Origin of the sequence: Paraburkholderia megapolitana (assembly GCF_007556815.1) — a bacterium.
GTDB lineage: Bacteria > Pseudomonadota > Gammaproteobacteria > Burkholderiales > Burkholderiaceae > Paraburkholderia > Paraburkholderia megapolitana.
Genome location: NZ_CP041743.1, coordinates 771,648 through 795,177 on the forward strand (window position 1 = coordinate 771,648; position 23,530 = coordinate 795,177).

Here is a 23,530-nt window from a genome sequence, read left to right on the forward strand (position 1 = left end):
CGATTCTCTTTCTAGATATCAGGCACAGCCTGTATATCGGGCACAGCCGTTACCGCGGTGCAGGCAGGTAATTAAACGCAGGGCGCAAAAAGCCCCAGCGCGTTACCCAACGCACCGAACAGCACAGCCAGCACATTAAAATGAGGCGCGACCCCGCGCGATCAGGACTTGATCATTTATTCCATGCCCTCCGGATCATTTTCCGTTTCTCTCAGTCAGTCGTTTTCATTGTTGCCTTGGCGGCACTCATCAGCTTATATCAACTTCACGCCATTGCAAGAAGCAAACCATCAGATTTTTGCAGTGCACGCAAAAGGCATGGCAAACCGATTAAAGTATGTCGGCTGAATGCAGTATTAGTCGATTTAATGCGGGAAGTGGCAATGCGGCAGCGGAATAAATTGCTGGAGAGTCGTTCGTGTATCCGGAACGGTTTGTTTCTGCGTGATGCGATTTGTCGGGCAGCGGCGTGCAAAGTAGATCGTCGGGTCACATCCTCACGACGTATGACCCGAGACCTGGAAGCATCACGACGCCGACTACATCAGCCGCAGAATATCGGCGGGTAGATCATCGAGCGTAGGCCGCGTCGCGAACGGAGCGGGCGCTCCATCCGGAGCGGACAGACCGATGCGGTTGTGCCAGTAAGTCGGCAGCCCGACCTGCGCGGTTCCGAACAGGTCGTAGGCCGAGCCCGCGACAAACACCGTGTTCTCCGGGCGCGCGCCTAGTCTGTCGAGCGCCAGCAGATAAGGTGCGGGATCGGGCTTATAGAAGCCGGCTTCCTCCGACGTCACCACCACATCGAAAGCGACGCCAGGAATTGTCGCCGCGAGATGGCCGAGCGCCACCGAACAGTTCGTGACGACGCCGAGCTTGTAGTGCTGCTTCAGATCCGCAAGCACGGCGCCCGCTTCCGGCCATGCCCGCAGTTCGTTCCAGCGCCGCTCGAGTTCGCTCGCACAGCCTGAGTCGAGACCGACACTTGCCGCCGCCTGCGCAACCAGCGACTCGTAACGAACATAGCGGCCGCATCCATAAGTCAGCTTCAGATACGCCATGCGCCATTGCGAGCCGAGTTCTGCCGATCCGGCCACCGCATTCCAGAGCGTCCACGAATCGAGCACGGCGGTCAGCAGATCGAACAGCACAAACTGAATGCGCGGTCGATCCGCAGGCGGTTGCAGAACGGTCATCGGTCAGCCCTCGCGGGGCGGCGTGCCGACTTCGGCCACCGCGTTGATCTCGATCAGCACGCCGTGATGCAGCGGGCCGACCGGCACCACCGTGCGCGCGGGTCGATGCTCGCCCATGAAGGCGGCATAGACGCGGTTGATCTCCGGCCACAACTCGACGCTCGTGATGAAGAGCTGCACGCTCACGAGCCCAGCCACCGACACCCCACCGGCTTCGAGAATCGCCTGTACGTTTTTCAGCGCGCGCTCGGCCTGCTCGGCGATGCCATCGGGGATCGAGCCGGTGACCGGATCGATGGGAAGCTGTCCGGCAACGTATATGAAGCCGCCCGATACGATGCCCTGCGAGTAGTGTCCGGCGGGTTTCGGTGCGTGTTCGGTGAAGATGGTTTGCATCATTACGTCTCCTGTAGATCGGTTCAGATTACCAGCCGGCGATGCGCGGCCAGTATTCATGCGCACCTGATTCGTCGAGCACACGATACCCGGCGTGCTGCGCCGAGGTCGCGCAGGCGTGATTCGGCAGAATACGCAGTTGCGTGCCGACCGGCAGGTGCAACGCGTGCGCCTGTCGCGCGTCCGGGTCGCGCAGTGCGACGATGCCGTGCTCCTGGTTCGCGGCGATCACGATCAGGTCGTCGAGCGGTTTGCCGTTCGCATCGCACACCACGCCGTAGCCCTGATCGACCGCCTGCGCCGCCGTGCCACGGTCGCGCGACAACGCCATCCACCCGGCGTCGACGATCGTCCAGCCCTTTTGCGGTTGATGTCCGATGACGGTGGTCAGCACGGACACCGCGATATCCGCTTGCGTACACACACCGAGCCCCGCCATGACGAGATCGAAAAAGATGAATACGCCGGCGCGGACTTCGGTCACGCCGCTCAGATCGTCGGCGAACAACGCGGTCGGCGTCGAACCGACGCTGACGACCGGCGCAGCGAAGCCTGCTTCGCGCAACCGCCGCGCGGCAACAACGACCGCATCGCGCTCCTGATGCGCATAGCGAACAATCTCGTCGACGGAACGGCTGTCGTAGGAATTCCCCGCATGCGTCATCACGCCCTGTACGTCGATGCCGGCGGCGCGCAGGAGTTGCGCGATCTCGACGATTAATGGCGAGTCCGGCGGCAGACCAGAACGGTGTCCATCGCAGTCGATTTCCAGCAGCACATCGAACGCCTGACGATGCGTACGCGCATATTCGGCAAGCAAACTCGCGGTTTCCAGACTGTCGAGCACGAGCTTGAGCGACACACCTGCGCGGATCAGATCCGCGGTGGCCTCGAAACGGTTCGGCGCGATGGCCACGCCATACAGAATGTCCGTGAAGCCGTGCTCGAAGAAAAACTGCGCTTCGCGCAGCGTCGATACGGTAATCGGACCGACGCCCGTATCGAACAGCCGTCGTGTTGCTTCGATGCATTTGCTGGTTTTCACGTGCGGACGCATCGGTACGCCGAGCCTCGCCAGATGCGTACGCATCCGTGCGATGTTGGCATCCATGCGGGAGTGATCCAGCAGTAACGCCGGGGTTTCAATCGATGACAGTGCAGCGGGCATGCTCGTCTCCAGAAGAGCATCTAGGATAAACGCGATTGCCTGCCCTACAATTTAGCGTCGCTTATTCATAGATTTAGTGAGACTGAAATGAAAGACTCCGCCGACCTGCGCTTTCTGCTCACCATCCGCGCCAGCGAGAACCTGCTTGCCGCCGCCCGTACGCTCGGCCTGACGCCGTCGGCGGTGACGCAGCGGCTGCAGCAGATCGAACGGCGGCTCGATGTACGGCTCGTCGATCGTTCCGCGCGCCGGTTGCGCTTTACCGAAGAAGGCGAATTGCTCTGCACGCGCGGCGCTGTGCTGATCGAACAGTTCGATGCGCTGCTCGACGATCTCCACGCGCGTCGCGGCGGCATGGTCGGCACGTTGAAGATCAATGCGCCGCTTGGTTTCGGCAGGCGCTATGTGGCGCCCGCGGCGGCGCACTTCCAGGAGCTGCACCCGGAAGTGGATATCGCGCTCACGCTGTCGGACGAGCCGCTCACCGAAATCGCGGACCGCTTCGATGTCGTCGTGCATATCGGCGAACTGCGGCTGTCGAACCTGATCGGTTACGCAGTCGCGCCGAACGCACGGTGGGCGTGCGCGTCGCCCGCGTTCGTGAAGCGATACGGCATGCCCGCCACGCCGGAAGCGCTGGCGGCATTGCCCTGCATCGCACTGCCTGAAAACAACGAGGACGTGACGCTATGGCATTTCAGCAAAGGTCGCACCACGCGCAGCGTGCGCGTGCCGGGCCGGTTGAGTTGCAATGACGGCGATGTGATCCGTCGCTGGGCGCTCGAAGGGCGCGGTGTGATCGTGCGATCGGAGTGGGATGTCGCCGATGACGTCGCACGCGGCACGCTGGTGCGGCTGTTGCCTGCGTGGAAGCTGCCCGATGCGAACGTGATCGCGCTGACGCATCAGCGCACCGGCCTGCCGATGCGTACGACGATGTTCATGCGGCATTTGCAGGCGCGGTTTCGGCCGGTTGCGCCGTGGCGTGTGCGGTGAAACACGTAAAACTGCCAGAAGCAAAATAGAACTATCCGCTTTGGGGCTGCGGCAGAAAGGTAGGCCAAACGGCCATTGAACGCCAAAACGCACCGACGGCCGGTATCCTACGACGCTTCTGCGCGAGCAATAGTTAACGTAGTTACAAAAACATGTTGCCGCGGTTAATTTATGTAACTACAATAACCGATGAAAACGACTCACGACCGCACAAAGAGTGAGGTTAACGAAGCAAAGCACAGCGTTTCACTGGGACTCGCCGAAGCTATCGACTGGTCGTCCGTATGGTGCGCGCCCGACATCCGGAGGGACTACGGCGAGTTGCGCGAGATTGGCTATGCGGTGATCGGTGCACGCCTGTACTGCGTCGTGTTCACGCAGCGTGGCGAAACCTTCAGGGTAATCAGCCTGCGCAAAGCCAATAACCGGGAAATCGAACGCTATGAAGAAGCGACCTGCACTGATCCGTAACACACCCGAGGAAGAAGCCGCAATCGCACGCGGCATCGAGGCTGACCCCGACACGTTCGAACCCAGCGACGAGCAGTTCGCGCAGATGAGAAAACGTGGCGGCCGCCCGAAGATCGCCAATCCCAAGGTCGCGGTTACCGTTCGATACGATGCGGAGGTTATCGAGCGATTCAGAGAAAGCGGCGAAGGCTGGCAGACGCGAATGAATGACGCGTTGCGCGAGTGGCTCGAAACCCATCACGCGTGACGGTCGTCACTGTCACGCTTTAGCCAGAAGCCGAGGGCAATTGCGCCCAGCGCGAAAACACGCAAAACTTGACGCATCTCAAAACATGTGATTTTATGTCGCACCATGTACGCGCCGATTACCTCCCTATCGCTAGACCTACTAGCCCGCTCCACCGGGCCAGGTCTGCTGCTGCGCGCGTACAACATCTGTTTCTGCTGAAGCGCCGCTAAATCCCCAGTTTGCTGACCTTGCCCCGGTTTCCGACCGGAGGCGATGCTTTTTCGTTTGCTCATCCGGTCGACACCCAACCTGTCGAACCCACGGATGACCACGATGAAACCCTCCTACCCCAGCTGTCCCGCCTCCTTCGCCCGAGCTATTACGCGAAGCGCCCGCCTACGTCCGCTATATCGCGCGACCTGACCGATTGCGACCCAGCCATTCATTCACATCCATTGAGCGAGACCCATCATGTTGAAGAACCCTGCCACCAAGTACCGCCCCTTTACGCCCGTCAACTTGCCGGACCGCGCCTGGCCTTCGCGCACCATCACGCACGCGCCGATCTGGATGAGCACCGATCTGCGCGACGGCAACCAGGCGCTGTTCGAACCGATGGATGCGCAGCGCAAGATGCGCATGTTCAAGACGCTGGTCGCGATCGGTTTCAAGGAAATCGAAGTCGCGTTTCCGTCCGCGTCGCAGACCGACTTCAATTTCGTGCGCGAGCTGATCGAAGGCGGTCACATTCCTGATGACGTAACGATCGAAGTCCTCACGCAGGCACGCGACGATCTGATCGAGCGCACGTTCGAATCGCTGCGCGGCGTGCCGCGTGCGATCGTTCACCTGTACAACGCGACCGCGCCCGAATTCCGCAAGTGGGTGTTCGGACTGGACCGCGACGGCGTGAAGACGCTGGCGCAGAACGCAGCGCGTACGATCAAGCGCTTCGCCGATGCGGCGACAGACACGCATTTCACCCTGCAATACAGCCCTGAAACCTTCACCGGCACCGAACTCGATTTCGCCAAGGAAGTGTGCGACGCCGTCTTCGACATCTGGCAACCGACGCCGCAGCACAAGGCCATCGTCAATCTGCCCGCCACGGTCGAGATCGGTACGCCGAACTTCTACGCGGACCAGATCGAATGGATGCACCGCAATCTCGCGCGACGCGATTCGCTGATCCTGTCGGTGCATCCGCATAACGATCGGGGCACCGCGGTCGCCGCAGCGGAACTCGCGGTGATGGCAGGCGCCGATCGTATCGAAGGATGTCTGTTCGGCAACGGCGAGCGCACCGGCAACGTCGACCTCGTCACACTCGCGTTGAACCTGTACACGCAAGGCGTCGACCCGGGCCTCGATTTCTCGAACATCAACGAAGTGGCGCGTACGGCCGAGGAATGCACGCAATTGCCGATTCATCCGCGCCATCCGTATGTCGGCGATCTGGTGTTCACGGCGTTCTCGGGCTCGCACCAGGATGCGATCAAGAAAGGCTTCACGATGCAGAAGCCCGACGCGATCTGGGAAATGCCGTACCTGCCGGTCGACCCGAACGACCTCGGCCGCACGTACGACTCGATCATCCGCGTGAACAGCCAGTCGGGCAAAGGCGGCATCGCCTATCTGCTCGAACAGTCGTACGGCGTCGTCTTGCCGCGCCGCCTGCAGGTCGATTTCAGCGCGGCCGTGCAACAGCTCACTGACGACAGCGGCCACGAAGTCACACCGCAGCAGATCTTTACGCTGTTCGAGCAGGAATACGTCGACAGCCAGGCGCCGCTGCACTATGTCGGCCATAGTCTGAGCGAGCGCGGCGAGCGCGAGCACATCCAGCTGACGGTCGATATTCACGGCAAGCGCACCGTCGTGAGCGGCGCAGGCAATGGCCCGCTGGATGCGTTGATGCATGCGCTGCGTACTCCCGTGCGCATCCAGCATTACGAAGAACGCGCGCTGACGCAGGGCGCCGACGCGCGCGCGATCGCGATTGCGGAGATGGCCGGAACGGACGTAGTGGGCAACGCGTTCGGCGTCGGGATCGATGCGAATCTGGTGACGGCATCGATCCGCGCGGTGATCAGCGGGATCAATCGTGCGTATGCGCGTTGCGGCGATGACGCGCAGCAGCGTTTCTTCGACGCGGTGTTGCGTGAGGCGGATCACGCTGCGGTGTAGAACCCGGCTGCGATCAATTACCGGAGTGAAAGGGGTGTCCGCGCTTGCAGGTGGGCATCCCTTTTTTACGCTCCGACGATATGTCTTGCGTGGACGTACCACGCCTGCACATAGCATCGAGCCTTAAGTTATCGACCGCCACACAGAAAACTTTAGCCCTGTATCGCAGTTTTTTTGCATCACATCGCGTACCTGAAAAAAAGCACCTCACATCGCGCGATTCACCAATTCCATTAACGATTCTGTCATGCGTCAGCGCTAATTTCGCGGGCACTGCGTTTCTTTTGCCGAACACGACGACGTGGCGCAAAAGCAGCCAGCACCTCCGACTTCCGCGTTGCAACGAGATCCTTCATGGCAAGTATCGAACAGCTGTACAGCGCACTGGCTACCGCCAGTTCCGATCAACAGGACGCGACGCAACCGGCGCTCGTCGTACACGCAGGCCAGATCGCCGTCGACACGCCCGCCGTCGCGTCGGACATGAGCAACGCCGATCTGCAGAACTGGTTTCTCGACGCACCCGACGTTGAAGCCGTTGCGGTGGTCAAGAACGGCGCACCTGTCGCGCTCGTGAACCGCAACGTGTTCATGGAGCAGTACGGCCGGCCGTTTAGCCGCGAGGTGTTCGGTAAGCGCAGTTGCCTGTCGTTTGCGAATCAGGAACCGTTGATGGTCGGTGCCGATACGCCGATCGAAGTCGTCGTGCGCAATGCCGTCGAGCCCGAATCCCGCGTGATGAAAGACGGCTTCATCTGCACGCGCGATGGCCAGTACTTCGGCATCGGCAGCGGCATGGCGCTGATCCGCGCGATGTCGGATATCGAAGCCGCCAAAACGCGCCAGTTGTTGTCGAGCATCGAGTATGCGTCAGCGATCCAGCAATCGAACCTGCGGCATTCGCAGACGGAACTCGCCGCGTGCCTGCCGTCCGCGCGGCTCGAATGGCTGCCGCGCGATGTCGTCGGTGGCGACTGCTACTTCTTTCGCGCGACACGCAACGGCATGTTCGGCGCACTGATCGACTGCACCGGGCACGGTGTGCCGGGCGCGTTCATGACGCTGATCACGTTGTCGTTCCTCGAAAACCGCGTCGCGACCGGTTGCGAAGAACCCGATCCGGCACAGGTGCTGTCGGAACTGAACCGCTACATCAAGAAGGTACTCGGCCAGCACGCAACGGGCGGTGAAGCGCACGTCGTGCACGAAGGCAAATCCGACGATGGCCTCGATGCTTTCATGTTCGTGCTCACCGGCAACGGTCTCGACTTGCAGTATGCGAGCGCACGTCTCGAACTGGCGGTGCTCGATGCACAACAACCCGAGGTGCTGCTGCTCGAAGGCGACCGGATGGGCGTCGGCTACAGCGACACCCCCGATGACTTTGCCTTCACCACGCGCCGCCATACGTTGCAGACCGGCTACCGCGCGTTCGTCACGACCGACGGCATCATCGATCAGGTCGGCGGCCCGAAACAGATCGCGCACGGCCGCAAGCGTCTGTACAAGCTGTTTGCCGACCACCGCGACGAGCGTCCTCAGCAGTTCGGCGACACGCTGCTTGCAAGCTTCGCCGAATGGCAAGGCCAGCAACATCGGCGCGACGACGTGTGTTTCTTCGCTTTCACGAACGAGGCATAACGATGGATTTCCGCGCGTTCGAAAGCTTTCGCGATGCAGCCGGCGACGCCGGTCTCGTGTACTACTACGCCGGCCACTTCGATGAAGAAGTGCGGCGTTCGCTGTCGGCCAATCTGAAGAGTCGGCTTGAACTGGAAAGTGTGGGCGGTGCCGCCAAGCGCAAGCTGTTTTCGACTTTCATGGAAATGGCGCAGAACGTGCTGCACTACGGCGGCTGCGTCGAAACGCCTAGCGATACCGAGGCACGACCGGGCGCCATCGCAGTAGGCCGCGACGCAACGTCGTACTGGATCGTGTGCGGCAACCTGGTGCCGGTCGAGCACGTTGCACGCATCGCCGGCAGGCTCGACCAGCTGAAGCAGATGTCGCTCGACGAGATCAAGGCCGCCTATCGCGAGCAACTCGCCAACGACGACCACGCGAACACCGACACGATCAGCAAAGGCGCCGGTCTCGGCCTGCTGACGATCGCACGCGACAGCATCCAGCCGGTCGAGTACGCGTTTTACGACGACGAAGCGTCGGCTGGACGCTTCTCGCGTTTTTATATCAAGGCTTTTGTCTAACCCCGAGGCTGCATCATGACGCCGATCAAACTTCCCCGTACCGACTTCACCCCGGAGATCGAGTTTTCCCCCGCTGACCAGCGTCTTTCGGTCGAAGGAGAATGTCACCCGGAAAATCCGAATACTTTCTTCGGTCCGATCCTGCAACTGATCGGCCAGTACCTGCAGACCGCGCAACCGCCGCATTTCGTCATGCGTGTGCGTCTGACGTATATCAACAGCGCGTCGACGAAAGCGATGCGGCAGCTCTTCATGGTACTGAGCGATGCCTCGAAGCGCGGCTGCAATGTCGACATCGACTGGGAGTTCGATCCGGATGACGACGCGATCCAGGAACTCGGTCAGGATCTGCTCTACGGAATCGGCGCGACCCACGTGGTGTTCAACGAAGTGCTGATCGAGACGTAACGCGCCGGTGCTCAGGCAGCGTACGCGAATCGTGTATTACACCGCGACTGCGCCGACGTAGTTCTCCGCCATCGCGGTGGCCGCGGCGCGCGAGGTCGTCACGTGTTCGAGTTCGGCGATCTGCAACTGCTGCTCGAACGGCGAGGCATCGTCGAGGCGGTGCATCATCCGCGTCATCCAGTATGAGAAGTGCTCCGCGCGCCAGATCCGCTTGAGCGCAGTCGCGCTGTACGTATCGAGCAGATCGATGCGGCCTTCCTTGTAGAACGAATCGAGCGCTTGCGTCAGCACGCGGACGTCGGCCACCGCGAGGTTCAGCCCCTTCGCGCCGGTCGGCGGCACGATATGCGCGGCATCGCCGGCGAGGAACAGCCGCCCGTGCCGCATCGTTGTCGACACGAAGCTGCGCATCCCGACGATATTCTTCTGGAAGATCTTTCCCTCCACCACATGCTCGCCTTCAGTCGAATCGACGCGGGCATGCAGCTCGGCCCAGATGCGATCGTCTGACCAAAGCTCGACCGTATCCTTCGGATCGCACTGGAAGTACATGCGCTGCACGTTCGGCGAGCGCGTGCTGACAAGTGCGAAGCCGCGCTCGTGCCGCGCGTAGATCAGCTCATGTGACGAAGGAGGCGCCTCGACGAGAATGCCGAACCAGCCGAACGGATACACACGCTCGTAGTCGCGTCGCAGTGCCCGGGGAATCGAGTTGCGCGATACACCCTGCGAACCGTCGCAACCGATTACATAGTCGCAATGCAGTTCGTGCGGTTCGCCTTCGTGGTGAAAGCGGATCGATGGTGTCGTCGTGTCGATACCATGCAACGAGGTCTGCGAGACGTTGAACAGCACAGTCCCGTTTGCCTCGATGCGCGCGGCAACGAGGTCTTTCAGCACTTCGTGCTGTGCATAAACGGTAATGGAATGACCCGTGAGCCCAGTGAGATCGATCCGCCGACGCTTGCCTTCGAACGCGAGTTCGAAGCCGTGATGCTGCGCTCCTTCGCTCTTCATCCGCGTACCGACGCCCGCTTCGGTGAGCAGGTCCGTCGTGCCCTGTTCGAGCACGCCGGCGCGTATCGTCGATTCGATCTGTTCGCGGCCGCGCGCCTCCAGCACCACCGATTCGATACCGCGTAGATGAAGCAGATGGGAAAGCAGCAGGCCCGCGGGCCCCGCGCCGATGATGCCAACCTGAGTGCGCACTGGAAAGTCTCCTGATCGGGGATTCGTTTGCGCAAGTGTGGCGGGGAACAGCGGTATCGCACAACGCGATATGGTGGATATGTACTATCTCGATATCGAATAGCCGCAGTCGTTGCTGCGCGACCGAGAGAAGAGGAAATCCCGTTAATTCACAGGACCTTACAGTCAGGCGTTCTTATTGCGAACGAACCGCCCGCTGTGTTTAAATCGTTGACCATAAGTTTTACCGTCCCGGGGAAGTCTCCATGCATTACCTGATTCGCGTGATATCCGCAGCACTGATTTTTGCCACCTCATACGGCGCTGTACAAGCCGCCAACACCGCAAAACCTGCCGATTTCCAGCCCAACATCACGATCCTCGTCGACGACACCGTCTACAACGTCAACGCAGACGGCACCTACACGAAAGACATCACCGAGAGCTTTCGCATCAATACGGACCAGGGCGTCCAGCAACGCGGACAGGTATCGCTGCGCTACAGCACGTCGCTCGAAGAACTGAACATCGAGCAGGCGTACACGACCACCCAGGACGGCCGCCGCATCGACGTCACGCCGGACAAGATTCTCGAGCAGCAAAGCGCGGAAGGCGCCCAGGCGCCGATGTTCGACGACAACAAGGTCAAAGTCGTGGTCTTCCCGAGCGTCGCAATCGGCACGACGCTCACGCTGCGTTATAAAAGCACGCAGAAAAAGCCCATGTTTCCGGGGCAATTCTCGACTCTTGAGTATTACGGCGTCGGGACGCCCAGAGAGTCAATGCATCTGACAATCCGCGCGCCGGCTTCGATGAAACTGTATGTCGATGCAATCGATCTCGGCGGTGGCCGCGCTACTGCGGACAAACCGGATACGCAGCTCTGGAAATGGTCGCTGACGAATCGTCCGGCGCGGCCGCCCGAACTGGGCTCGGTCAGCAGCGTCGACTACAGCCCGCGCGTGGCGGTGAGCACATTCCCGAATTTCGCAACTGCCGGTGCGGCCTATCTCGATCGGGCAGCGCCGAAGGCTGCGGTGACACCGGCTGTCCAGGCGCTCGCGGACAAGCTCACCCAGGGCGTCACGGACCCGCGGCAACAAGCCGAGATCCTTTATAACTGGGTCAGCACGAACATTCGTTATGTGGCGATCTATCTTGGCTTCGGCGGTGTCGTGCCGCACGATGCCGGCGCGATTCTCGACGCGGCATACGGCGACTGCAAGGACCACGTGACCTTGCTCGAAGCGCTGCTCGCGGCGAAGGGCATCAAGAGCGCGCCCGTACTGGTCAACGCGTACGACAGCTACTGGGTGCCGAAAGCCGCCATGCCGGTTGGCGTGTTCAATCACGCAATCACCTACCTGCCCGCCTTCAATCTGTTTGTCGATTCGACTGCGGGGCTCGCGCGTTTCGGCACACTACCCGATTCCGAACTCGGCAAACCCGCCCTGGTGACCGACGACGGCAGCGGCACCGCGCGTCTCGTGACGCTGCCCGTCGCCAACCCTGACAGCGCCCGCGTGAAGGTCACGACGCAACTCACGATCGATCGCACAGGCAACGTGCTCGGCACCAGTCAGATCGACAATCAGGGCGCCTTCGATCTGCTGTCGCGACAACTCTTCTCGTCCATTCGTCCTGGCCTTGAAACGCAGATTGCCGCACGGGTCCTGACGATGACCGGTCAGGACGGCACGGGCGGCTACACCCACGGCGAGGTACGCGACCTGACGAAGCCGTTCAATTACGAAACGCGGTTTACGTTGCCCGATTACGCGCTGTTCCCCGGACCAGGCGCGATCCAGGTACCGGCGGGGCTGGGTAGCTTCAGCAACATCAGCTCGACGTTCGAGCAGACTTCTCAGGACAAGCGCGAATACGCGATGCCCATGGCTGGGCGACATGTGACGGAGACGACAACCATTACGCTGCCGGACGGTGTCAAGATTCCCGTCTTGCCCAAACCGGCCAACATCGCCTCGCAATGGGGAACGTATACGTCGGCGTACCAAGTCGACGGCCAGACCATCACCGTGACGCGCAATCTGGATATCACCTTGCCCGGTGGACTGATCGAGCCCGATCAATATCCGGAGTTCAGAAAGATGGGACGCGCAGTGAAGCGCGATCTGCGAACCCAGCTGGTTTACTACTAGGCAAACCCGCCTTCGATTAAAGGAAGCGTCCATGCCCGGCGAGCGCACCCCGGCTTCGATGAAGCCGGACCTCGCTCGCATCGCCGCCCACGGTAAAGGCGGCGTAACACCCGGGCACAGCTTGTGGCTGTGGCGAACCGCCGCCGCAGGTAAGCGGCCTGCGAAGCGTTTCCGGGCACGGAAGCGTGATGTAAATATACCCAGCTTCCGCCTGTAAGGGCTTCCTGTTTTCCGCCAGACATCAGTGTTTTGCAGAAGCTTCTTCCGGTATCATCGTCATTAAATTGATAATGTTCCGGAGCCTCCATGACCTCGCGTAATCGCCCGCTCGACCCGCAGGATCTCAAGATCATGCGCGAGCTGCAAACCAATGCGCGCGTCAGCAATGCCGATCTCGCCGAGCGCGTCGGCATGTCGACCACCGCGTGCTGGAACCGGACGCGGCAACTGGAAAGCGATGGTTATATCCGCGGTTATGTCGCGCTGCTCGACCACCAGAAGCTCGGGCTCGCCGATATCGTGCTCCTCGAAGTCACGCTCGATCGTCACGACGACAATGCGCTCGCGCGCTTCGGCGCGGAACTGGCCGAGCTGCCCGAAGTGCTGGAGGCGTACCTGGTATCGGGCGAATACGACTATCTGGTGAAAGTCGCGGTGGACGGCACCGCGGGGTACGAGCGTTTTCTACGCGAGAAGCTCTACAAGATCGCCGGTATTCGCCACAGCCGCTCGATGTTCACCCTGCGCTGCATGAAGAGCATCCCGTCCGTGCAGGTTTAAGTCCGCTTACTACTGCGCAGGCGGCTTCACCAGCGGACACGCACTTTCGGCAAGCGGTCGGAACGCCTTGTCGGCGGGAATCGTCGCCTTGATGGTGTAGTAATCCCAGGGGTATTTCGACTCGGACGGCTTCTTCACCTGCACGAGGTACATGTCGTGCACCATACGGCCGTCTTCGCGAATCCGGCCGTTCTTCGCGAAGAAATCGTTGATCGGCAGTTCCTTCATCTTCTTCATGACGGCAGCGGTATCGTCGGTGCCGGCCGCCTTCACCGCGTTCAGATAATGCATCGTCGACGAGTAGTCGCCAGCCTCGATCTGGGTCGGCATCTTCTTCGTGCGCGCATAGATCCGCTTGGCCCACGCACGGGTTTCGTCGTTGCGATCCCAGTAGAACGCCGTAGAGAATTGCAGACCCTGCGCGGTCTGCAAGCCGAGCGCGTGAATATCCGACAGAAACACCAGCAACCCGGCCAGTTGCTGTTTGCCGCCACGTGTAACGCCGAATTCATTTGCGCTCTTGACCGCGTTGATGAAATCGCCGCCGGCGTTTGCGAGGCCGATTACTTTCGCGCCCGAGCTCTGCGCCTGCAGCATATACGACGAGAAATCAGAAGCGTTCAGCGGAGCGCGCACCGTGCCGATCACCTTGCCGCCGTCGGCCTTGATGGCCTCCGAGGTGTCCTTCACGAGTGCCTGGCCGAACGCGTAGTCGGCGGCGAGAAAGAACCAGCTGTCGCCGCCCTGCTTCGCCATTGCATCGCCGGTTGCATGGCCTAGCGCGTACGTGTCGTAGACGTAGTGAATACTGACCGGCGAACACTTCGCTCCGGTGATGTCCGAGCTCGCCGGCCCGGTGGCAATAACAATCTTGTTCTTCTGCTTCGCGATGTCAATGACCGCGAACGCAGCACCCGACGAAGCGAGGTCGGTGATCATGTCGACGTGCTGCACGTCGAACCACTCGCGAGCGCGTGTCGCTGCGATGTCGGCCTTGTTCTGGTGATCGGCGGCGACTACTTCGACCTTGATGCCGGGGTTCGCCTTCATGAAGTCTTCCGCGGCCATGCGCACCGCCTCGACTGCGCTCTGTCCAGCCACCGATGCATACACGCTCGACAGATCGGTCAGCACGCCGATCTTCACAACGCCGTCCGACAGCTGCGGAGTCTGCGCATGCGCGGGCAGCGAAGCGAGCGCCATGGCGGCGGTGGCGAATGCCGCAAGCGTTCGGGCTGTTCGACGTGTTCTAGCGGTCATGTGCATGGTCTCCTTAATGGTTTCATTTTTGCCGGCGCGCTCGGGCGCCTGGCTTATTGCTAGCGGCTAACGGTTCCACGGCGACGTCGCATACGCATCGCGCAGCCGCCGCTTCGCGATCTTGCCGTTGTCGTCGCGCGGCAGATGCGCGACGAACGCAATCTCGCGAGGGATCTTGTAGCCCGCAATCAGCGGACGCAAAAAGTCGATCAACGCTTCCGCCGAAAGACCGCTCGCAGCCGCATCGCATTCGATCGCCGCGACGAGCCGCTCGCCATACTCGGCATCGGGCACACCGAACACCGCGACGTCGCCGAGCGCCGGATGCCGCGCAAGCGCATTCTCGATTTCAACCGGATAGATATTGACGCCACCCGAGATGACCATGTCCGACGCACGGTCGCAGACGTACAGATAGCCGTCGGCGTCGAGATAGCCCATGTCGCCGAGCGTGACGAGCCCGTCGCGCTCGATCCGCTCGCGCGCCGCGTGGTTGTTGCGGTAAGTGAAGTCCGGATAGGCGGGCTGGCGCGCATAGATCAAGCCGATTTCGCCGACATCGCACGATTCGCCCGACTCGCGGCGAATCCGCACCTGCGCGTCACCGACCGGGCGCCCAGCGCTGCCTGGGCGTGCCAGTGCATCGCGCGAATCGATCACAGTGACCATCCCAACTTCGCTCGACGCATAGGTCTCGTAGACGATCGGGCCGAGCCATTCGATCATCGCGCGCTTCACATCCGGCGAGCACGGTGCGCCCGTAGATGCGATGAAGCGCAGCGACGACAGATCGTAACGCGCACGTTCAGCGGCGGACAGCTTCAGCAGACGCACATACATGATCGGCACGAGATAAAGCGTGTCGATCCGGTGGCGCTCGATCAACTCCAGTACACGCAACGCATCGAAGCGCGGCATCAGCACCAGCAGCGCGGCGGTTTGCATCGCGCTGCGTGCGAATAGCGTCGGCGCGCTGTGATACAGCGGCGCGGGTAACAATACGCGGCAACCGGGCACGATCCCAAAGGTGCTCGCGATCACCGTTTGCGACTGTTGATCGCGTGCCTGCAATTGATCGAGCGGCACCGCATCGCGCACGACGCCTTTCGGCCGGCCGGTCGTGCCCGACGTGTACACGAGATGTCCGCGCGGTGCGACGGTCGGCCCGTCGTAAGGCGCCTGGCTGGCAAGCCAGCTTTCGTAGCGCAGCGCGGCTTCGCTGCGCACCGGTACGTAATGACCGGAGACCGGATTCGCATCGACGGCGAGCAACAGCGTGTCTCGCGGCACCACGTGCAGACACGCTGCTAGCAGCTCGGCATCGGCGATCAATACCTTCGCAGCGGAATCGACCAGCAGGTATTCGATCTCCGCAGGCGTGAAGTGCCAGTTGATCGGGCAGTACATGCAGCCCGCTATGCGGCACGCCTGGATCACGTCGAGATATTCAGGGAGATTGCCCATCAGGACCGCGACCGTGTCGCCTTCGCGGATGCCGAGCCGGTACAGGCCGCCCGCCAGACGCTGGCCGCGCGCGAGCAGTTCGTCGCCGGGCCGCAGGCGGTCTTCGAAGATCAGATCAGCGGGCATGGGCGGTCACCCTTGACAGACTGCGGGAGCACAGCGGCGTATGGAAGCGTGGTATCGGCATAGGCGTCTCCATCGTGGATCGTTCGGTTCGGGGCTTGCCCCGTCACGCGTGTCGACGACTATGCTTGACTATCGGTCTTGCGACAATCCCGTTGATTCCCCTGGTTAGCCGGGTTAGTCAGGTTTATCGATCAGCGTGCGCCGCTTCCAGCTGCTACGTCCGACGCGTCGCCCCATTACGTGCGATTTGCATCGCTTCGAGCAGCGTCGCGTGGTCGCCGATGTGATTCGCCAGCAGCAGGATCAACTGCGCATTCGTCGACTGGCTTTGGGCATCGTCCAGATCGCGATGCATGTCGATCAGCGCTTCGTAGAAATCGTCGGGGCGCGCGAGATTTGGTTCGGTGTTGAGCGGCATACTTGTCCTCTCCTTGTGTGCTACTGCGCGCTGTTCTCTAGACAAAGCGCGCGTCCGAGTGCCTCTTCGATGCGGCGTGCGTCGATATTTCTCCAGCGTGCGCAGACATGCTGGTCGGGCCGCACCAGGTAGAACGCGCCAGCTGTTGCGTCGTAACGCGCCGCCGCGAGTCCTTCGCTATCGATCGCCACGGTTGCGTAAGGAAAGCGGCGCGTGAGTGTCGTAGCGAGATCGTGTGAGTCCGCGCTCACGATCAGCACGAACCGTAAAGGCACGCTCGCATTCGCGAGCGCCTGCAAGACATTTTGCGTGTCGTCGTCGATACCGTCCGCACCGCAGAACAGCAACCCGGTGAACTGCTGGCCTAGTTGCGGTAACAACCACGCCGGCTGTCCAGCGTGCTCGAGCGGCGCATCGCAACACGCGGCGCCCGGCACCATCCGACCATCGAAAGCGTCGCTGTCCGGTGTGTTGAGTATGGAATCGCCCAGCACCGTCGGCACCGACAACCGCCCGCTATTGACAAGCTGCCGCGCAAACACATGCTCGCCTGCAAGCGTCAGCACGGCATCGCGAAACACGCGGCTGACCGCACTCTTCGGCGTGATGAAATCGGTCGAGTGCGTGGAATGGCGGATATTCTCGTCGGCTGCGTATTCGCGCTCGGCCGCATAGCTGTCGAGCAGCGCATCGGGCGCACGGCCAGTCACCACCATCGCGAGCTTCCACGCAAGATTCTCCGCGTCCTGCACACCGCTGTTCGCGCCGCGCGCGCCGAACGGCGACACACCGTGCGCGGCATCGCCGGCGAACAGCACGATGCCGTGACGAAAGCGTTCCATCCGCAGACACGAGAATGTGTACACACTGACCCACTGCAGTTCGAATTTCGCGTCCGCGCCGAGCAGCGCGCGCACGCGAGGAATCACACGCTCGGGGGTTTTCTCGAGCACAGGGTCCGCGTCCCAGCCCAGTTGAAAGTCGATCCGCCACACGTTGTCGGGCTGACGATGCAACAGCACCGACTGGTTCGGATGAAACGGCGGATCGAACCAGAACCAGCGCTCGGTTGGAAAATCCGCTTCCATTTTCACGTCGGCGATCAGAAAGCGGTCCTTGAACGTGCGTCCGCGGCTGTCGAGTCCCATCAGTGCGCGCAACGGGCTACGCGAGCCGTCGGCCGCGACGACATAGCGACCTCGCAGCGCATACGGACCATCGGGTGTGTCGACTGTCAGCGTCACGCTGGCATCCGGCGCACCGGGCGCGCCTGCCTGCTGCAAACCGGTCACGCGATTTTTCCAGCGGATTTCAAGGTTCGGCAGTTCGCTCGCGCGCTCGAGCAGATAGCCTTCGACGTAGTACTGCTGCAAGTTAATGAACGCAGGCCGGTGATGACCGCTTTCCGGCAGCAGATTGAACGTGTAGACGAGATCGTCGCGCAGGAACACCTTGCCGACGTTCCAGCTCACGCCCTTGTCGACCATGCGCTGGCCGCAGCCGAGCCGGTCGAAGATATCGAGCGTGCGTTTCGCGAAGCAGATCGCGCGCGAACCTGTAGACAGCGTGCAGTCGTCGTCCACCAGCACGACCGGCACGCCCTGCTGCGCAATATCGATTGCGGTTGCGAGGCCCACCGGCCCCGCGCCAACCACGATCACCGGATGCACGCTCGCCTCATCCACGCCGTGCCGCTGCTCGCGGCACGGCCGGTAGTCGAACGACAGCGCCTGGTAGTCGATGCTCATTTACAGTGTCTCCATCCGTCTCCCGCGCGCCTTCTCGGCGCTGCGCATTGCCTAGCCCTGCAGAGCGCTCCACATGTCCTTGTCGCGCTGCGCGGTCCAGATGCGCGGATGTTTGATACCGCTCGCTTCGTCAAACGCGCGCGACACATCGAACGGCAGACAGTGTTCGTAGATGAAGACCTGGCCGAACTTCGGATCCATTGCCTTGCGCGTATGCGCCATCGCCGCCTTCAGATCGAGCTGTTGCTCGACCGCTTCGCGGCCGCTTTGCAGCAGCGTCGTGACGAAATCCTTCGTGTAATCGATACCCTTGTGAACGTCCTGCGGCGTAGTCAGCGCGGGGCCGCGGCCCGGCACGAGCTTGTCCGCACCGAGTGCGCGCAGCGCTTCGAGCGTGGCAGGCCACTGTTCGAGCTGCGCGTCGCCGCAGTAGCACGCAGCGTCGTACTCGACGAGATCGCCCGAGAACAGCACCTTCTGCGACGGCAACCAGACGATCGTGTCGCCCTTCGTATGACCGGCGCCCAGGTGCTCGATGCGCACTTCCAGCTTGCCGAGAAACAGCGTGATCTCGCGTTCGAACACGAGGGTCGGCCACGTCAAACCCGGCACCGTTTCGACACCCGCGAACAGACGCGGAAAGCGCTCGATTTCCGACTTCATGTCCGCTTCGCCACGCTCGACGATCATTTCGTAGGTGCCGCGACTCGCGATCACCTGCTGCGCGCCCTCGGCGAAATATGCCGATGCGCCCAGCACGCGCACCGCGTGGTAGTGCGACAGCACGACGTACTTGATCGGTTTGTCGGTGACGGTGCGGATCCTTGCGATCAGGTCCTGCGCCATCGCGGGCGTCGCGGTCGTATCGACGATCAGCACACCATCGTCGCCGACGATCACGCCCGAGTTCGGATCGCCCTCGGCCGTATAGGCGTAGGCGTTCTCGGACAGTTGTGTGAACGTGATTTTCTTTTCCTCGAGATCGGCCTGCGATGCAAATGCTTTTGTCATGTCTGCCTCCAGTGGAACTGTGACGGGCGGGACGAGACGATGTGGCCGGTGGAACGGCAGGCAAGCGGCCTGCGGCATGGCGGGGAGTGTCTCGCCCCGCATTGATTGTTTGCTGCTCGGATAGCGGGGTGAAGCCATCTTAGGGCGGCCCAAGATTATTTGTCAATAGCGAAATGTATCGCTATATACAAATCTTAAGCGGCGTACGATGATGGTCAGGAAGCCGGTCGGCTTCGGCTAACATGGGCGTTTTTTCGAACGGCTGGATGTATGGGCACAGCGGTGGGTACAGCAGTGGGCACAGCGACGAGACAGATGACGCAACGTACAGACAAAGCAGCAGCTACTGCACAGAAACCGCAGCGCGGCATCCAGAGCGTGGAAGTCGGCGGCCGGTTACTTGCCGCGCTGGCGCACGCCCGCGCGCCGCTCGCGCTGTCCGATCTCGCCGCGAGCGCGGCGCTCCCGCCGGGTCAGGCGCATGCGTACGCCGTCAGTCTCGCGCGGCTCGGGCTCATCAAGCGCGACGCCGTATCGGGGCGCTACGAACCCGGGCCGCTGGCGTTGCGGCTCGGTCTGCTGCATCTCGAACGGCAACCGGCGTTTCGCGTCGCGGTGCCGCGTGTCGCAGCGCTCGCCGAAGCAGTCGGTTTTAGCATCGCGATCTGCATCGCGGGGCCGCAAGGCCCGACGATCGTTCGCTACGAACACGCAGGGTTTCCGTTGCACGTGAACCTGCATGTAGGCACCGTGATGTCGCTGACGACCACATCGACGGGACGCGTGTTCTGCGCCTGGCTGCCGCCATCCAAACTACACGCGATGCTGGCAAACCAGACCGGGCTCACCGATTACCCGGTTCCCACCGCAGAACGCGATGCGTTCGACGCAACGCTCGCAGCGATCCGCCGGCGCGGTATCGAGCGCGGCATCGATGCGCCGAGCCCAGGTATCAGCAGCCTGAGCGCGCCTGTCTGCGACGCCGCCGGTTGCCTGCAACTTGCATTGACCGCCATCGGCCCCACCGGCGCAATCGACGTCACATGGAACGGCGCGCTTGCTCGCGCGTTGCTCGACACCACGCGGGCGATCGGCGCGGATCTCGCCGCGCTATCACTATCGCCGACGCTGGAGGCGACGCCATGACGACCGAAACGCTCGACCCATCCGCCGCCGATACCAAACCGCAGCGCGGTATCCAGTCGCTCGACAGCACCGGCGAACTGCTCGCCGCGCTTGTTGCAGCAGGTGTCCCGCTCACGCTACGCGATCTCGCGGCGGCCGCCGGGATGCCGCCGGCGAAGGCCTTCCCGCACCTCGTGAGCCTGCAGAAGATCGGCTTGCTGAGTCGTGACGCCGACGGTTGCTTCGCAGCCGGCCCGCTTGCGCTCGAACTCGGGCTGATCGGCCTGCAACGTCTGTCGCCAACCCGCGAAGCCGAGGCCGAAGTCGTCGAACTCGCGGCGTCGACTGACATGAGCGTCGCCATGGCCGTGCTCGGGCCGCTCGGGCCGACCGTCGTGCGGCTCGAAGAATCGCCGCGACCGCTACACGTGAGCCTGCGGGTCGGCACCGTGATGTCGCTCGTCAACACCGCGATCGGCCGCGTGTTCGCCGCTTACATTGCCGACGACGTGCGGCGCGATCTGCTTGGGCAAGATGGTTTGCGGCTGGCCGGCGCCGAACCCGCGGAGATCTTCGCGCAATCATCGTCCACGCGCGGCGCAGCCGCGGCGCGCCTCCAGCCCGGCTATCTGCAACGGCTTGCGCAGATCCGTGCGAACGGCATCGACACCGCGTTGAACAAGCCGATCCCCGGCATCAATACGCTGGCCGCGCCGGTGTTCGATCACACCGGCAGCATCTGTGTGGTGATCGCCGTAATGGGGCCGGCGGGTAGTTTCGATAGCGATACGGCGGGGCATCCTGCGTTGACGCTGCTTGCCGCGACTCAACGTCTGTCGCACCGGTTTGGTTATATGGCGGTACCGGCCGGTAGCTAGCGAGGCCGAACAAGACAAGACCCACAACTTCGACGAAGAGAAAGAGACCCACACATGAGCGATCAACCCTTCGGACGCAACCGCCGCGACTTCATGCGCCTCGCCGTCACCGCCGGCGCCACTGCATCGCTGCCGTGGATGCAGCAGGCCGACGCGCAAACGCCCGCTGCATCGACCACCACGCTGTCGTCCAAAGGCACGCAGCTGGTCCTGCTCGGCACGAAAGGCGGCCCGACGCCGTCCGATCTGCGCGCAGCACCGGCGAACGTGCTCCTCGTCGATGGTCAGCCGTATGTGGTCGACTGCGGCAACGGCGTCGCATTGCAGCTAACCAAGGCGGGTATCAAGCTGCCGAAGCTGCGCGACATTTTCATCACGCATCACCACTCGGATCACAACGCCGATCTCGGCAACCTCGTGTTTCTCGCGTGGGCCACCGGGCTGCATACGCCGGTCCATCTGTACGGACCGCCGCGCATCGCGAAGATGATCGACGACTTCGTCGACATGAACGCAATCGATCTCGACGTGCGCATGCGCGAGGAAGGTCGTCCGCCGTTGCGGCCGCTGATCAACATTCACGAGTTCGATGGGCCGCGCCTCGTGATGGAAGACGAGCGCGTGCGCGTGACGTCGACCCTCGTCGATCACTACACGATCAAACCCGCATTCGCGTACCGCTTCGAAACCCGTGACCGCACAGTCGTGTTCTCCGGCGATACGACCTACTATCCAGCGCTCGCCGATTTCGCCAAAGGCGCGGATGTGCTCGTGCACGAAGTAATGTATCTGCCTGCGCTAGCCAAGCTGATGAAGAGCGTCGACAACGCACCGACGCTGCTCGACCATCTCGTGAAGAGCCACACATCGACTGAACAGGTCGGCAAGATCGCGGCCGCTGCCGGCGTGAAAACACTGGTGCTGAGTCATTTCGTGCCCGGCGGCGACCCCGCAATCACCGACGACATGTGGGCCGCCGACGCGCGCCGTCACTTCGATGGCGAAGTGATCGTCGGGCGCGACCTGCAGATCATCTGAGTTCGAGTGCACATGACGCAGGCAACGCATGACGCAGCAGTTCCGGTCACGCTGCTCACCGGCTTTCTCGGCTCGGGCAAAACGACGCTGCTCAACCGGTTGCTGCCGCAACCAGCGCTCGGCCGTTGCGCGGTGGTTGTCAACGAGCTCGGTGCGATCGGTCTCGACCATCTGCTCGTCGGCGCGAACCGCGACGACACCGTTGCGCTGATGGCAAACGGTTGTTTGTGCTGCGGTGTGCGCGACAGTCTCGCTTCCACGGTCGCGGATCTGCTCGAGCGGCGTGCGCGCGGCGAAATCCCGGCATTCGAGCGCCTGTTGATCGAAACCACCGGCCTCGCGCGGCCGGGGCCCGTCATCTCGCTGCTGCTCGGCGACGAGGCGCTGAGCGAACGCGTGCGGCTCGACGGCATCGTCGCGACCGTCGATGCGAAACACGGTGCGGCGCAACTTGCAAAGCACGAAGAATCGCGTGAGCAGGTTGCCGTCGCCGACCGCCTGCTGCTTACCAAGGCCGATCTCGTCGACGCAGGGACACTTGCTGCGCTCGAGATCGCGCTCGCTGCACTGAACCCCGGCGCGCCGCGTATCGCAGTACGCAACGGCGAGATCGACGCCGCGCAATTGCTCGACATCCTGACGCCGCGCGCGCTGCGCCCATGGCTGCGTACCGAGGCCGCGCCACGCAAACTGATGCGCGGTGCCGCAACGCCTCGTGCAATCCACACGGCCCATCCGGACATCGCGAGCTTCTGCCTGAGCTACGCGCAGCCACTGCCGATGCAGGCGCTTGAAAGCGCGCTGACCGTACTGCTCGGCTATCACGGCGAGCGGATTCTGCGCATGAAGGGCATCGGCAATTTCATCGGCGAAACGCGGCCTGTCGTATTGCATGGCGTGCAGCAGTGGCTGCACGAGCCGCTACAACTCGACCGCTGGCCCGACGACGACCGCAGGACGCGGCTCGTCTTTATCGTGCAGAACCTGGACGCATCGATCGTCGAGGCAACCATCGCGCATTTTCTGCGCGAGGCGGGCATGGAGTGCGTGGCGACCGTCGATTGAACGCGAGTCGTA

At 62.2% G+C, this 23,530-nt stretch carries 22 protein-coding genes; 13 read left to right on the top strand and 9 right to left on the bottom strand.

What is annotated here, in order from left to right; translation table 11 throughout:
- Window positions 1-539 precede the first annotated feature (539 nt).
- The 3 genes from FNZ07_RS03260 to FNZ07_RS03270 are packed head-to-tail and all read right to left on the bottom strand — an operon-like array spanning window position 540 to window position 2,760.
- A complete protein-coding gene (locus tag FNZ07_RS03260; RefSeq protein ID WP_091008410.1) occupies window positions 540-1,196 on the bottom strand; it encodes an HAD family hydrolase in 657 nt (218 codons plus the stop codon).
- 3 nt (window positions 1,197-1,199) lie between these two features.
- Window positions 1,200-1,595, bottom strand: a complete 396-nt coding sequence (locus FNZ07_RS03265) for a RidA family protein (RefSeq protein WP_245811366.1) — start codon at window positions 1,593-1,595, stop codon at window positions 1,200-1,202.
- Between the two features lie 25 nt (window positions 1,596-1,620).
- Window positions 1,621-2,760, bottom strand: a complete 1,140-nt coding sequence (locus FNZ07_RS03270) for an alanine racemase (protein ID WP_091008413.1) — start codon at window positions 2,758-2,760, stop codon at window positions 1,621-1,623.
- Between the two features lie 87 nt (window positions 2,761-2,847).
- Between FNZ07_RS03270 and FNZ07_RS03275 the strand changes: the two genes are divergently transcribed.
- The 7 genes from FNZ07_RS03275 to FNZ07_RS03305 all read left to right on the top strand — a co-directional run bounded on the left by FNZ07_RS03275 (window position 2,848) and on the right by FNZ07_RS03305 (window position 9,258).
- Complete coding sequence (locus FNZ07_RS03275) at window positions 2,848-3,756, top strand: LysR family transcriptional regulator (RefSeq protein ID WP_091008416.1); 909 nt, start codon at window positions 2,848-2,850, stop codon at window positions 3,754-3,756.
- A gap of 189 nt (window positions 3,757-3,945) precedes the next feature.
- A complete protein-coding gene (locus FNZ07_RS03280; RefSeq protein ID WP_091008418.1) occupies window positions 3,946-4,227 on the top strand; it encodes a BrnT family toxin in 282 nt (93 codons plus the stop codon).
- Complete coding sequence (locus FNZ07_RS03285) at window positions 4,199-4,474, top strand: BrnA antitoxin family protein (protein ID WP_091008421.1); 276 nt, start codon at window positions 4,199-4,201, stop codon at window positions 4,472-4,474. The genes FNZ07_RS03280 and FNZ07_RS03285 overlap by 29 nt, the downstream gene beginning before the upstream one ends.
- 453 nt (window positions 4,475-4,927) lie before the next feature.
- The gene (gene leuA / locus FNZ07_RS03290; RefSeq protein WP_091008427.1) at window positions 4,928-6,643 is read left to right on the top strand and encodes a 2-isopropylmalate synthase; all 1,716 of its coding nucleotides are present in this window, start codon (window positions 4,928-4,930) and stop codon (window positions 6,641-6,643) included.
- A 354-nt stretch (window positions 6,644-6,997) separates the two neighbouring features.
- Complete coding sequence (locus tag FNZ07_RS03295) at window positions 6,998-8,284, top strand: SpoIIE family protein phosphatase (RefSeq protein WP_091008429.1); 1,287 nt, start codon at window positions 6,998-7,000, stop codon at window positions 8,282-8,284.
- 2 nt (window positions 8,285-8,286) lie between these two features.
- A complete protein-coding gene (locus tag FNZ07_RS03300) occupies window positions 8,287-8,850 on the top strand; it encodes a SiaB family protein kinase (RefSeq protein WP_091008432.1) in 564 nt (187 codons plus the stop codon).
- A gap of 15 nt (window positions 8,851-8,865) precedes the next feature.
- Window positions 8,866-9,258 (top strand): DUF1987 domain-containing protein, encoded by a 393-nt coding sequence (locus FNZ07_RS03305; RefSeq protein ID WP_091008435.1) that lies wholly within the window; start codon window positions 8,866-8,868, stop codon window positions 9,256-9,258.
- A 36-nt stretch (window positions 9,259-9,294) separates the two neighbouring features.
- Here the strand turns inward: FNZ07_RS03305 and FNZ07_RS03310 are convergent, their stop codons facing one another.
- The gene (locus FNZ07_RS03310; RefSeq protein ID WP_091008438.1) at window positions 9,295-10,467 is read right to left on the bottom strand and encodes a 4-hydroxybenzoate 3-monooxygenase; all 1,173 of its coding nucleotides are present in this window, start codon (window positions 10,465-10,467) and stop codon (window positions 9,295-9,297) included.
- A gap of 245 nt (window positions 10,468-10,712) precedes the next feature.
- Here FNZ07_RS03310 and FNZ07_RS03315 point away from each other — a divergent pair, with 245 nt between their 5' ends.
- Both FNZ07_RS03315 and FNZ07_RS03320 read left to right on the top strand, forming a co-directional pair.
- A complete protein-coding gene (locus tag FNZ07_RS03315) occupies window positions 10,713-12,605 on the top strand; it encodes a DUF3857 domain-containing protein (RefSeq protein WP_245811367.1) in 1,893 nt (630 codons plus the stop codon).
- Window positions 12,606-12,911: 306 nt separating this feature from the next.
- Window positions 12,912-13,385: an Lrp/AsnC family transcriptional regulator gene (locus FNZ07_RS03320; RefSeq protein WP_091008441.1), complete on the top strand. Its 474-nt coding sequence runs from the start codon at window positions 12,912-12,914 to the stop codon at window positions 13,383-13,385.
- Window positions 13,386-13,394: 9 nt separating this feature from the next.
- On the opposite strand, the gene FNZ07_RS03325 is transcribed toward FNZ07_RS03320, so the two are convergent.
- The 5 genes from FNZ07_RS03325 to FNZ07_RS03345 all read right to left on the bottom strand — a co-directional run bounded on the left by FNZ07_RS03325 (window position 13,395) and on the right by FNZ07_RS03345 (window position 19,412).
- Window positions 13,395-14,645, bottom strand: a complete 1,251-nt coding sequence (locus FNZ07_RS03325) for an ABC transporter substrate-binding protein (protein ID WP_091008443.1) — start codon at window positions 14,643-14,645, stop codon at window positions 13,395-13,397.
- A 66-nt stretch (window positions 14,646-14,711) separates the two neighbouring features.
- A complete protein-coding gene (locus FNZ07_RS03330; RefSeq protein ID WP_091008445.1) occupies window positions 14,712-16,235 on the bottom strand; it encodes an AMP-binding protein in 1,524 nt (507 codons plus the stop codon).
- 214 nt (window positions 16,236-16,449) lie between these two features.
- Window positions 16,450-16,653: a DUF2783 domain-containing protein gene (locus FNZ07_RS03335; RefSeq protein ID WP_091008448.1), complete on the bottom strand. Its 204-nt coding sequence runs from the start codon at window positions 16,651-16,653 to the stop codon at window positions 16,450-16,452.
- Between the two features lie 20 nt (window positions 16,654-16,673).
- Entirely contained in the window at window positions 16,674-18,401 is a 1,728-nt protein-coding gene (locus FNZ07_RS03340; RefSeq protein WP_091008450.1) for an FAD-dependent oxidoreductase, read from the bottom strand.
- Window positions 18,402-18,452: 51 nt separating this feature from the next.
- Window positions 18,453-19,412 carry an MBL fold metallo-hydrolase gene (locus FNZ07_RS03345; RefSeq protein WP_091008453.1) on the bottom strand — a complete coding sequence of 320 codons (960 nt, stop codon included), beginning with the start codon at window positions 19,410-19,412 and terminating at the stop codon, window positions 18,453-18,455.
- Window positions 19,413-19,727: 315 nt separating this feature from the next.
- Between FNZ07_RS03345 and FNZ07_RS03350 the strand changes: the two genes are divergently transcribed.
- Genes FNZ07_RS03350 through FNZ07_RS03365 form a run of 4 tightly spaced genes read left to right on the top strand, consistent with a single transcriptional unit; the run spans window position 19,728 to window position 23,518 of the window.
- Window positions 19,728-20,558 (top strand): IclR family transcriptional regulator, encoded by an 831-nt coding sequence (locus FNZ07_RS03350; protein WP_091008456.1) that lies wholly within the window; start codon window positions 19,728-19,730, stop codon window positions 20,556-20,558.
- Window positions 20,555-21,415, top strand: coding sequence for an IclR family transcriptional regulator (locus FNZ07_RS03355; RefSeq protein ID WP_091008458.1), 861 nt, complete (start codon window positions 20,555-20,557; stop codon window positions 21,413-21,415). The genes FNZ07_RS03350 and FNZ07_RS03355 overlap by 4 nt, the downstream gene beginning before the upstream one ends.
- Before the next feature lie 54 nt (window positions 21,416-21,469).
- Window positions 21,470-22,453, top strand: a complete 984-nt coding sequence (locus FNZ07_RS03360; protein WP_245811368.1) for an MBL fold metallo-hydrolase — start codon at window positions 21,470-21,472, stop codon at window positions 22,451-22,453.
- Window positions 22,454-22,465: 12 nt separating this feature from the next.
- Window positions 22,466-23,518: a CobW family GTP-binding protein gene (locus tag FNZ07_RS03365; RefSeq protein WP_091008461.1), complete on the top strand. Its 1,053-nt coding sequence runs from the start codon at window positions 22,466-22,468 to the stop codon at window positions 23,516-23,518.
- Window positions 23,519-23,530 lie beyond the last annotated feature (12 nt).

What these genes read in the sequence shown, in the direction of transcription:
- FNZ07_RS03260 (WP_091008410.1), bottom strand. Translation starts at nt 1,196, where the DNA reads ATGACCGTTCTGCAACCGCCTGCGGATCGACCGCGCATTCAGTTTGTG.
- FNZ07_RS03265 (WP_245811366.1), bottom strand. Translation starts at nt 1,595, where the DNA reads ATGATGCAAACCATCTTCACCGAACACGCACCGAAACCCGCCGGACAC.
- FNZ07_RS03270 (WP_091008413.1), bottom strand. Translation starts at nt 2,760, where the DNA reads ATGCCCGCTGCACTGTCATCGATTGAAACCCCGGCGTTACTGCTGGAT.
- FNZ07_RS03275 (WP_091008416.1), top strand. Translation starts at nt 2,848, where the DNA reads ATGAAAGACTCCGCCGACCTGCGCTTTCTGCTCACCATCCGCGCCAGC.
- FNZ07_RS03280 (WP_091008418.1), top strand. Translation starts at nt 3,946, where the DNA reads ATGAAAACGACTCACGACCGCACAAAGAGTGAGGTTAACGAAGCAAAG.
- FNZ07_RS03285 (WP_091008421.1), top strand. Translation starts at nt 4,199, where the DNA reads ATGAAGAAGCGACCTGCACTGATCCGTAACACACCCGAGGAAGAAGCC.
- leuA (WP_091008427.1), top strand. Translation starts at nt 4,928, where the DNA reads ATGTTGAAGAACCCTGCCACCAAGTACCGCCCCTTTACGCCCGTCAAC.
- FNZ07_RS03295 (WP_091008429.1), top strand. Translation starts at nt 6,998, where the DNA reads ATGGCAAGTATCGAACAGCTGTACAGCGCACTGGCTACCGCCAGTTCC.
- FNZ07_RS03300 (WP_091008432.1), top strand. Translation starts at nt 8,287, where the DNA reads ATGGATTTCCGCGCGTTCGAAAGCTTTCGCGATGCAGCCGGCGACGCC.
- FNZ07_RS03305 (WP_091008435.1), top strand. Translation starts at nt 8,866, where the DNA reads ATGACGCCGATCAAACTTCCCCGTACCGACTTCACCCCGGAGATCGAG.
- FNZ07_RS03315 (WP_245811367.1), top strand. Translation starts at nt 10,713, where the DNA reads ATGCATTACCTGATTCGCGTGATATCCGCAGCACTGATTTTTGCCACC.
- FNZ07_RS03320 (WP_091008441.1), top strand. Translation starts at nt 12,912, where the DNA reads ATGACCTCGCGTAATCGCCCGCTCGACCCGCAGGATCTCAAGATCATG.
- FNZ07_RS03325 (WP_091008443.1), bottom strand. Translation starts at nt 14,645, where the DNA reads ATGACCGCTAGAACACGTCGAACAGCCCGAACGCTTGCGGCATTCGCC.
- FNZ07_RS03330 (WP_091008445.1), bottom strand. Translation starts at nt 16,235, where the DNA reads ATGCCCGCTGATCTGATCTTCGAAGACCGCCTGCGGCCCGGCGACGAA.
- FNZ07_RS03335 (WP_091008448.1), bottom strand. Translation starts at nt 16,653, where the DNA reads ATGCCGCTCAACACCGAACCAAATCTCGCGCGCCCCGACGATTTCTAC.
- FNZ07_RS03340 (WP_091008450.1), bottom strand. Translation starts at nt 18,401, where the DNA reads ATGAGCATCGACTACCAGGCGCTGTCGTTCGACTACCGGCCGTGCCGC.
- FNZ07_RS03345 (WP_091008453.1), bottom strand. Translation starts at nt 19,412, where the DNA reads ATGACAAAAGCATTTGCATCGCAGGCCGATCTCGAGGAAAAGAAAATC.
- FNZ07_RS03350 (WP_091008456.1), top strand. Translation starts at nt 19,728, where the DNA reads ATGACGCAACGTACAGACAAAGCAGCAGCTACTGCACAGAAACCGCAG.
- FNZ07_RS03355 (WP_091008458.1), top strand. Translation starts at nt 20,555, where the DNA reads ATGACGACCGAAACGCTCGACCCATCCGCCGCCGATACCAAACCGCAG.
- FNZ07_RS03360 (WP_245811368.1), top strand. Translation starts at nt 21,470, where the DNA reads ATGAGCGATCAACCCTTCGGACGCAACCGCCGCGACTTCATGCGCCTC.
- FNZ07_RS03365 (WP_091008461.1), top strand. Translation starts at nt 22,466, where the DNA reads ATGACGCAGGCAACGCATGACGCAGCAGTTCCGGTCACGCTGCTCACC.